Consider the following 8,210-nt stretch of genomic DNA (forward strand, 5'->3'; position numbering starts at 1 on the left):
GGCCCAAAAGCCAGCTACACAAGACTAGCCCAGGGGCGCCCGCATCGCTAAATGCGACCGCCCCGAGGCCCGTCCGGAAACCAGCGAAAACCGCTACTTCTTCGCGTCGATAATGGGCTGCGCAAACGCGTCGAACGCAACTGACGTATCCGTGTACTGCTTGCCGTCCACGAACACGGTGGGGGTGCCGTTGATGTTGTGCGCATGGGCAACGGCCGTACTGTACTGGATGTACGGCCGGTAGGTGGAGTTGTCCACACAGCTGCCGATGTCCGCAGCTCCCACGTCCTTTGCCATCTTTTTCAGCTCGTCGTTGCTTAGGCCTGCACTGTTTTCGGCGGGCTGCTTGGCGAAGAGAGCACTGAAGTAGGCGGCGTATTTGTCTGGGGATTCATCCACCACACAGGCGGCGGCGGCGGCCGACCGCGAGGAGTAGTTGGTAGTGGAGTATTGGTCCAGGATGCCGGCGGCCCGGTACTCGACGGTTGCTTTCCCGGAGTCCTGCCATTGCTTGAGCACCGGGCCGTAGGTGTCCTCGAATTGTTTGCACGCGGGGCAGATGAAGTCCACGTAAGCCACAATCTGCACGGGCTCGCCCGCTGGGCTGGGTTCAATTCCGATCGCGCCCAGGTCGGTGGCCGTGGCGCTGGCCCCGGCGGAAGGTGCGGCCGTCAGCGTGGCCTTGTCGACCTGCCCCGGGGACGGGTGCTCCAGCACGCCGTTTTTGCCCTGCACAACGCCTCCGTAGATGTTGGCGTTGGCGGGGACGGGTCCGCTGGCGGCGGTTTCCGGCGCTTTTTTGGTCCCCTGCACAATCAGCAGCGCGACGATGGCGACAACGACGACGGCGGCCAGCAGGACACTGCCGCGGATCAGCCAACCGTTGCGTTTCTCCTTCTTGGCGTGTGCTTCGCGGATCCTGCGGGCCTCTTCACGGGCCTGCGAGGTTCGTTCGGCTTTGCTGGGACGTGGCTCGTTCTGCGGGGTCATAGTTCCTCGTGTCAGTGGGCGCGGAAGTTCCACGCGGCGGCAACTCCCCCATTTTAGGGGACGAACCGGGGAGTTCGGGTTACACCCCACCGGCGGCCTGCATTGAGGGGCTGTACTAACGGCCAAAAGGCGCGAAGTTTCCGGAACATATAGGCTGGCGGATAAGCACCAGACAAACGCGGGAGACACTGTTGTCCGATCCTCAAACTCGTCCGAGCCAGATCATTCAAGCACGCACCCCGATGGGCAATGCACCCCGGGGAAATTTCGATTTCATCGTCGTGTCCAACCGCCTGCCGGTGGACAGAATTCCGGCGTCGGAGGGCGACGGCGGCTGGCGGCGTTCTCCGGGCGGCCTCGTCACCGCGCTTGCCCCGGTCATGAACAAAGCCGACGGCGCCTGGGTCGGCTGGCATGGTGCACCGGATGAGGATCTGGCGGCCTTCGATAACGACGGCATGCGGCTGATCCCGGTGACGCTCAGCAGCGACGAGGTTGAGCAGTATTACGAGGGTTTCTCCAATTCAACGCTCTGGCCGCTGTACCACGACGTCATTGCGCCGCCGGAGTTCCACCGCACCTGGTGGGATGTGTACCGACGGGTCAACCATCGGTTCGCCGACGCCGCCGCGCACTCCGCTGCCCAGGGCGCCACGGTCTGGGTGCAGGATTATCAGCTCCAGCTGGTGCCGCGGTACCTGCGGCAGAGCCGGCCGGACCTGCGGATCGGCTTTTTCAACCACATCCCGTTCCCGCCGCCGGAGATTTTCGCGCAGCTGCCCTGGCGCCGGGCCATTATTGACGGGCTCCTCGGCGCGGACCTGATCGGCTTCCAGCGACCTAACGACACGGCTAATTTCCTGCGCTCGGCCCGCCGTTTCCTTGGCGCGAGCGTGAAGCAAAAGCAGGTGCATGTTCCAACGCCCGACGGCGAAATGAGCCATATTGCGCGCGCCGAGGCCTTCCCGATCTCCATTGATGTAGAGCACATCCAGACGCTGGCCCGCCGCCCGGATGTGATTGAACGGGCACGCCAGATCCGCAGCGATCTGGGCAATCCCACAACCATCCTGTTGGGCGTGGACCGGCTGGACTACACCAAGGGCATCCCGCACCGGCTCAAGGCCTACGGCGAACTGCTCAGCGAGGGGAAGGTGAAGGTTGAAGACGCGTCGATGATCCAGGTCGCCAGCCCCAGCCGGGAACGCGTTGAAACGTACCGGATGCTGCGTGAAGAGGTCGAGGGTACCGTGGGCCGGATCAACGGCCAGTTCGACACTATCCAGAACACCGCAGTGCGGTATCTGCACCACAGTTACCCGGTGGAGGAAATGGTGGCGCTCTACCTTGCCGCTGACGTCCTGCTCGTCACGGCCCTGCGGGACGGTATGAACCTGGTGGCCAAGGAATATGTTGCCGCCCGGGTCAATAACACCGGCGCGCTGGTGCTCAGTGAATTCACCGGCGCTGCGGACCAGCTCCGGCAGGCGATGCTGGTCAATCCGCATGACATCGACGGGCTGAAAGAGACCATTATGGCCGCGGTCAATCTCAGCCCAGCGGCCGCCAGCCGCCGGATGCGTGCTATGCGCCGGCAGGTGCTGGACCATGATGTGGAGCGCTGGTCGCAGGATTTCCTGGTCACGCTGGATGAAAAGGCCGTCCGGGATGACCGCTGATCCGGCCGGGCTTCCCGCAGACCTGATCGCCGCCGTCGAACGTTTGTGCCGGACGCCGCGGCTGCTGGTGGCCATGGACTTTGACGGCACCATGGCCCCCCTGGTCCCGCTGGCCGGTGACGCGCGCCCGCTGCCGGCAGCTGCGGACGCCTTCGCCGCCTTGGCGCAGCTGCCGGGCACGACGACGGCGCTGATCTCCGGGCGCGCACTGGCCAGTCTGCGCCGGGTCGCCAGCCCGCCGCGGGAGGCCCTGCTGATCGGCAGTCACGGCGCAGAAGTGTGGCTCGGACCCGACGCACGGCCGCTGACATTGACCGAGGACCAGGCACGATTGCTCGGACAGGCCAGCGCCCTGCTCCGGGATATTGCCGGGGAGCACCCGGGAACCCTGCTGGAGGAAAAACCCGCCGGCATTGTCCTGCACACCCGAATGGCGACCGATGCTGTGGCTGCCGCCGCCGTCGAACAAGCGCATCTTGCCCTTGACGCCCTACCCGGCGTCTATCTAAGCGCCGGCAAGCGCGTGCTGGAAGTCTCCGTGGTGCGCGCAGACAAAGGCCAGGGGCTGCGGACGCTGCGCGACGCGGTCCACGCCACTGCGGTGCTCTTCGCCGGCGACGATGTCACAGACGAACACGGCTTCAGCGCCCTCGGTCCGGAGGACGTCGGCGTCAAAGTGGGTTCCGGGCAGACGGCAGCCCTATTTCGGATCGATTCGCCGGAGGCGGTCGGGCCGCTGCTGGAGTTGGTGCTGGACTCCCGCCGGACCCGCGGCTGAGCATACCCGGCCGGCATGCTGCTGCTGCCCCAGCTGCTGAGATGAACATCACGTTTTGTGTGACATACTGCTGAGGTGGCGCACGCTGCCGCGGCTAACTGAATACAAATCACCATTCACTACGGATCGTTCGGCACGTACCTGCCGATGAAGGGATTGAAGACTGTGGCTACAGTTACTTTTGACCACGCTACGCGTTTGTACCCGGGCACCGAGAAGCCCGCTGTTGACAAGCTCAACATTGAAATCGCCGACGGCGAATTCCTCGTCCTCGTTGGACCCTCCGGCTGCGGTAAATCAACCTCGCTGCGCATGCTCGCCGGACTGGAAGACGTTAACTCCGGCCGGATTCTGATCGGTGACCGCGATGTGACCGACATCCCCCCGAAGGACCGCGACATCGCGATGGTTTTCCAGAACTACGCGCTCTACCCGCACATGTCCGTGGCGGATAACATGGGCTTCGCCCTGAAGATCGCCGGCGTGCCGAAGGAAGAACGCGCCACCCGGGTCAAGGAAGCTGCCCGGCTGCTGGACCTCGAGGCGTACCTGGACCGCAAGCCGAAGGCGCTCTCCGGCGGTCAGCGCCAGCGCGTTGCCATGGGCCGGGCGATTGTGCGTAATCCGCAGGTCTTCCTGATGGATGAGCCGCTGTCAAACCTTGACGCGAAGCTGCGCGTGCAGACCCGCACGCAGATCGCCTCGCTGACCCGCCGGCTCGGTGTGACCACCGTGTATGTCACGCACGACCAGGTCGAGGCAATGACCATGGGCGATCGCGTGGCTGTGCTCAAGGACGGGCTGCTGATGCAGGTCGATACCCCGCGGGCGCTGTATGACCACCCGAATAATGTCTTCGTGGCCGGCTTCATCGGCTCCCCCGCCATGAACCTGCTCGAGCTGGCCGTCACCGACGGCGGCGTGAAGTTTGGCGGTGCCGTCTATCCGGTACCCAGCGAGGTGCTCGGTGCCGCCGCAGGTAATACGGTCACCGTGGGCGTGCGGCCGGAAGATCTGGAAATGGCTCCGGAGGGCGAAGGCCTCCAGGTTGAGGTTGACGTCGTCGAAGAACTGGGCGCGGATGCCTACATTTACGGGCACACCACGGTGGACGGCAAGAACTACGACATGGTGGCCCGCGTTGACGGCCGTCGCCCACCGGCGAAGGGTGACCGCTTGTTCGTGCGTCCACAGCAGGGCCACATCCACCTCTTCGACAGCACCTCCGGACTGCGGCTCGGAGACTAAGCAGGATCCACCTAGCGCGCGGCGGCAACCTCCGGGGTGCCGCCGCGTTTGTGTTGTTCGGCGCCTGTGTTGATCGGCGCCTGTGTTGTTCAGCGCCTGTGCCATTTAGCGTTGCCACCATTTAAGCGAGAATTGACCCATGACGGAATCAGCAGGCGCCCGGTGGACAGATGAGCCCACGGACTTCGGCCAGAAGGGGAAGCTCCCCCGACCGGAGGCACCACCGGCCGGTGTTCTTGGCTCGCTCAATATCACTGCGGCAACGGCGGCACCTGAACTGCTGGACCTCCCCTGGCACATCGCCCTGGAGGAATGGCCGGAGGAAAACCTGGCCGCCCTGCCCCGCGGAATCTCCCGGCATGTGGTGCGCTTCGCCCACCTCAGCGGCTCCGTCATCGCTATCAAGGAAACCAGCGAGCACGTAGCAAAGCATGAATACCACATGCTCCGTAAGCTGCGGCGCCTGGACGTTCCCTGCGTCGAACCGGTCGCCGTCATCAGCGGGCGCACCACCGCAGAAGGAGCCGCGCTGGACCCGGTGTTGGTCACGCGCCATTTGAAATTCTCACTGCCGTACCGCGCACTGTTTTCGCAGATGCTGCGTCGGGACACCCTCACCCGCCTCATTGACGCCCAGGCGCTTCTGCTGGTCCGACTGCACCTCATCGGCTTCTACTGGGGTGATGTCTCACTTTCCAATACGCTGTTTCGCCGTGACGCCGGGGCCTTCGCCGCCTACCTGGTGGATGCCGAAACCGGCGAACTGTACCCGGACCTCTCCACCGGGCAGCGCGAATACGACCTGGAGATCGCCCGGGTCAACATTGCCGGCGAACTGATGGATCTGCTGGAGGGTGGCCTGATCGAAGAAAAGGTGGATCCGGTTGCCACCAGCGAGCTGATCATGGACAGCTACCGCCGGCTCTGGGGGGAGCTGACCGGGAAGGAGTCCTTTGAGCTTGGTGAGCGCTGGCGCGTGGGTGCCCGCATCCGGCGCCTCAATGAACTGGGATTCGACGTTGGCGAGTACACGATTAAAACCACCCCCGACGGCGCCACCATCTCATTGCAGCCGAAGGTAGTCGACGCCGGACACCACCAACGCAGGTTACTGCGCCTGACGGGAATCGATGCCCAGGAAAACCAGGCCCGGCGGTTGCTTAACGACATGGACACCTACCGTGCGGACAACAGCCCTGAAGTGGACGAGGAAATCAGCGCCCACTCCTGGGTCAGCCACGTGTTCGAGCCAATTGTCCGGTCCATCCCCCGCGAACTGGGCGGCAAGTTAGAACCGGCCGAAGTAGTGCACGAGGTGCTGGAGCACCGCTGGTACATGTCTGAGCAGCAGGACCGTTACGTTCCGCTAGCGGAAGCCGTGCAGTCTTACCTGGACACCATTCTCCGGCACCGGCGCGACGAGGCCGCCATCATGCTCACCGCGGATACCGCCACCATGAAGATTCTGGAAGGCGGCACGCTGGGGTCTGACCGGTAGTGGAACAGTGGTTGGCGCTAAGGAATTAGTTTGGGTGGCATGATTCAGGTGTTGCTGGTTGGCAGGTGTCGGTATATAGAGGCACGGGAAACGCCCAGGGCTTTGGCGATCCGCGTGGGGCTTTCCCCGTTGGCGTGTCTGGCCTGGGCAGCGGCGAGGGTATCGGCATCCATGACGGTGGGGCGGCCGCCGGTGCGGCCTTGGGAGCGGGCTGCGGCGAGTCCGGCCATGGTTCGTTCACGGATCATGTCGCGTTCGAGTTCGGCGAACGCGGCCATCATGACGAAAAAGAATTTCCCTTCTCCAGTCGAGCTGTAGGTTCCCGTCAGGGTTCCGGTGAGAATGCGCAGGCCTACCCCCTGGTCATAGAGGCCGTCGGCGATGGTGAGCATTTCCTTCACCGATCGGCCGAGGCGGTCCAATTTCCAGACGCACAAGGTATCCGTCGGACGGAGATGGTCGATTGCTTCTACGAGTCCCGGGCGCGCGGTGGCGCGGCTGGAAATTTTGTCCTCGAAGATCCGGCCACAGCCGGCAGCCTCAAGGGCATCGCGCTGGAGTTGGGAGTCTTGACCGTTGGTGGAAACGCGTGCATAGCCGATGAGATTGAAATGGTGGGTTTCCATGGGTCAACTGTCGCACAACCGTCTCACAACATCGCTGCGTGTCGGACATGTTGTGAGACCGGTTATGGACGGTTTTTGATCGGCGTGTCGCCGGACCCCGAAACCGTCTCAAAACCGTTTTTGAAGAGTTGGCTGAACATGGCTCCGGCCCCAGATATTGGCCATCTGTAGCGGTTGAGAGCGGTTTTGCCGATCTTCTAATGCCTGGTCACGCGGAAGGACACGGGGCACCATTTTCGCCCTGTTCCGCACACGAGGGTTGTGGTCACGAACCTTCAGCCATGATGCGTGCTGCGCTTTGCCGTGATACTTGCCTAGGAGCCGGGCCACCGGACCTTCGTCGGCGTCTCGCAGCACCAGTATCATTTTCAGAGGACTCCCGCACCGCAAGCCGCCGTGTCCGGCTCCACTGTCGAGTTGGTGTATTCAAACGATTTCTTACAGGTGGTGGCACGGACCATCTCGGGACCCGATGCCCGGGGCGGGGCCCGACGCAGCCGCTCCAATCCCGAGGACCGGGAATCGCCCGGCACCGTGCGCAAACCATCAAGGCAGCGGCAAAGATCCGGTGACACCCGTTCCGCCAACATCGAATACAACCGATCCCCGGCCATCGCTCTGACCTCGGCGACGAGTCTGGCCAACACGCTCACACCCGGTAACAGCACCCGCTCCGCACGAAGCCACGCTACGCCTTGATCAAAGAGCTGGGTCGGTCGCTCGGCCCGTGTCCACGCACGCGCCATCAAGAAGCTTCTAAATTCTTTGGCAGTCTCTGGTTCTGAGAATCGCCGGTACCCATATGCCCGGGCTATCTCCCAGCGGTGCTCGTAGGGCGTCTTTGACCGCTCCATGTAACTGCCCAAAACGGAATCGTCGACGATTTCGAGTTGTGTTGCCACGAAATTGATCACCTCTTCCGGGACCGCCAACGGATTATCAAAAAACGTTCCCAGAAACCGCAGTGTTCCCAATTGAATCCCAAAGCCCAGCCGGCTGCCCTCGCCACGACGGCGACCCACCAGCTCCAAGTCCTGGTCATCTAGAAAGAAGAACCGTTCCAACTCGGCCCGTGAAATCGGACCTGAGAACTGGCCATATACCGCTACTTGGTCATCACTGAGAAATTCAACTGGCATGCAACCAACCTAAAGCCAAGCTGGAAGTCTTAGCGCCAACCACTGTTCCGCTGCAGCTCAGACCCCACGCTGGGCGAGGATTCCTAACCAGCACCATGCCCTTTCGGGAACCCACCAGGGGTCCGGGTTGTGGGGTGTTAAAGGGGTCAGGCCCCGCACGGTGTGCGGGGCCTGGTCCTTTGAATGGTTGTCCGGCGGTGTCCTACTCTCCCACACCCTCACGAGTGCAGTACCATCGGCGCTGTGGGCCTT

At 63.1% G+C, this 8,210-nt stretch carries 7 protein-coding genes; 4 read left to right on the forward strand and 3 right to left on the reverse strand.

The genetic code is table 11. The features are described from left to right. Nucleotides 1-93: 93 nt before the first annotated feature. Nucleotides 94-990, reverse strand: a complete 897-nt coding sequence (locus tag IV500_RS19445; protein WP_196398472.1) for a DsbA family protein — start codon at nt 988-990, stop codon at nt 94-96. Between the two features lie 242 nt (nt 991-1,232). Between IV500_RS19445 and IV500_RS19450 the strand changes: the two genes are divergently transcribed. The 4 genes from IV500_RS19450 (at nt 1,233) to IV500_RS19465 (ending at nt 6,193) form a co-directional block, all read left to right on the forward strand. Continuing rightward, nucleotides 1,233-2,669 carry an alpha,alpha-trehalose-phosphate synthase (UDP-forming) gene (locus tag IV500_RS19450; RefSeq protein ID WP_196398473.1) on the forward strand — a complete coding sequence of 479 codons (1,437 nt, stop codon included), beginning with the start codon at nt 1,233-1,235 and terminating at the stop codon, nt 2,667-2,669. Then, nucleotides 2,659-3,447 (forward strand): trehalose-phosphatase, encoded by a 789-nt coding sequence (otsB, locus tag IV500_RS19455; protein WP_196398474.1) that lies wholly within the window; start codon nt 2,659-2,661, stop codon nt 3,445-3,447. Before IV500_RS19450 ends, otsB begins: the two co-directional genes overlap by 11 nt. A 165-nt stretch (nt 3,448-3,612) precedes the next feature. Continuing rightward, on the forward strand, nt 3,613-4,695 hold the full coding sequence (locus IV500_RS19460) for an ABC transporter ATP-binding protein (protein ID WP_196398475.1): 1,083 nt from the start codon (nt 3,613-3,615) through the stop codon (nt 4,693-4,695). 139 nt (nt 4,696-4,834) lie between these two features. Next, complete coding sequence (locus IV500_RS19465; RefSeq protein ID WP_196398476.1) at nt 4,835-6,193, forward strand: DUF4032 domain-containing protein; 1,359 nt, start codon at nt 4,835-4,837, stop codon at nt 6,191-6,193. 44 nt (nt 6,194-6,237) lie between these two features. On the opposite strand, the gene IV500_RS19470 is transcribed toward IV500_RS19465, so the two are convergent. Further along, nucleotides 6,238-6,819, reverse strand: a complete 582-nt coding sequence (locus tag IV500_RS19470) for a recombinase family protein (protein WP_196398477.1) — start codon at nt 6,817-6,819, stop codon at nt 6,238-6,240. Between the two features lie 368 nt (nt 6,820-7,187). Further along, nucleotides 7,188-7,958, reverse strand: a complete 771-nt coding sequence (locus IV500_RS19475) for a DUF4158 domain-containing protein (protein ID WP_230855213.1) — start codon at nt 7,956-7,958, stop codon at nt 7,188-7,190. Nucleotides 7,959-8,210: the final 252 nt, after the last annotated feature.

Origin of the sequence: Arthrobacter terrae, from assembly GCF_015708085.1 — a bacterium.
GTDB classification, from domain to species: Bacteria; Actinomycetota; Actinomycetes; order Actinomycetales; family Micrococcaceae; genus Arthrobacter_M; species Arthrobacter_M terrae.

Bases quoted from the DNA above. Each gene is read 5' to 3' on its own strand.
- IV500_RS19445 (WP_196398472.1), bottom strand. From the start codon at position 990: ATGACCCCGCAGAACGAGCCACGTCCCAGCAAAGCCGAACGAACCTCG.
- IV500_RS19450 (WP_196398473.1), top strand. From the start codon at position 1,233: ATGGGCAATGCACCCCGGGGAAATTTCGATTTCATCGTCGTGTCCAAC.
- otsB (WP_196398474.1), top strand. From the start codon at position 2,659: ATGACCGCTGATCCGGCCGGGCTTCCCGCAGACCTGATCGCCGCCGTC.
- IV500_RS19465 (WP_196398476.1), top strand. From the start codon at position 4,835: ATGACGGAATCAGCAGGCGCCCGGTGGACAGATGAGCCCACGGACTTC.
- IV500_RS19470 (WP_196398477.1), bottom strand. From the start codon at position 6,819: ATGGAAACCCACCATTTCAATCTCATCGGCTATGCACGCGTTTCCACC.
- IV500_RS19475 (WP_230855213.1), bottom strand. From the start codon at position 7,958: ATGCCAGTTGAATTTCTCAGTGATGACCAAGTAGCGGTATATGGCCAG.